The sequence below is a fragment of the Rhodosalinus sp. FB01 genome (genome assembly GCF_041365715.1).
GTDB lineage: Bacteria > Pseudomonadota > Alphaproteobacteria > Rhodobacterales > Rhodobacteraceae > Rhodosalinus.
Genome location: NZ_JBGFSH010000042.1, coordinates 1 through 676 on the forward strand (window position 1 = coordinate 1; position 676 = coordinate 676).

At 49.3% G+C, this 676-nt stretch carries 1 protein-coding gene; it reads right to left on the bottom strand.

Annotated features, from left to right (window positions below; all coding sequences use genetic code 11):
• On the bottom strand, window positions 1-603 hold a 603-nt coding region (locus tag AB6A65_RS16445; RefSeq protein ID WP_371039475.1), incomplete at its 3' end, for a DUF3825 domain-containing protein.
• Window positions 604-676 lie beyond the last annotated feature (73 nt).

The window sequence follows — 676 nt, forward strand, 5'->3', positions numbered from 1 at the left end:
GCTGAGATAGAGAGGAACAACATAGCTCATTTGACCAAAGTACCAGTAGGGCAGGTGCAAATTACGATTCAGTGACCATTGAATAGCGCCGGAAACTGCACACATCTGGGCTACTCGTGGCGTTTCCGCAAAGAATGGAACTCGATCCGAGTTATCATCGAGTATATGATCATGCATCATGACAATCTCTACGCCGCTCGGAATGGCGTTGGGCGCTGGAATCTCCGGCGGAACCGGTAGCCTAGGTGCCGACATATTTGCTTCAACAGCAACTAGATAGAATGGCTCTCGGCCAGGATTTCTGTTTCTCTCGAATGCCAAATATATTGGCGTCCCATAACGTGTTTGTAGATGGCCAGCAGTTACATAAAATTGACCTTCGCCTTCCGTGTATTGCCCCTGCTCGATGCTCCAAGCAACTTGGACCGCAAGATACTTCTTAAGGACATGGTTATTCTGCCCCCAATTTTCGGGAAGGGCCGTTGCCGCCAACTTCTCAAGCAATTCATTCGGGATAAAAGCGAAGCGACGAAGCCTATCAACGACCCGACTAGTCTGAGGCTCCCCCCATGCGGCGACTAGTTCATCGTGGCCAAAAGTCATTCTATGGCTTCCAAAAGTTGACATGACACAAGGCGATAGCCGTTAAAGTGAAACTTATCAGTGTCCAAGCGCT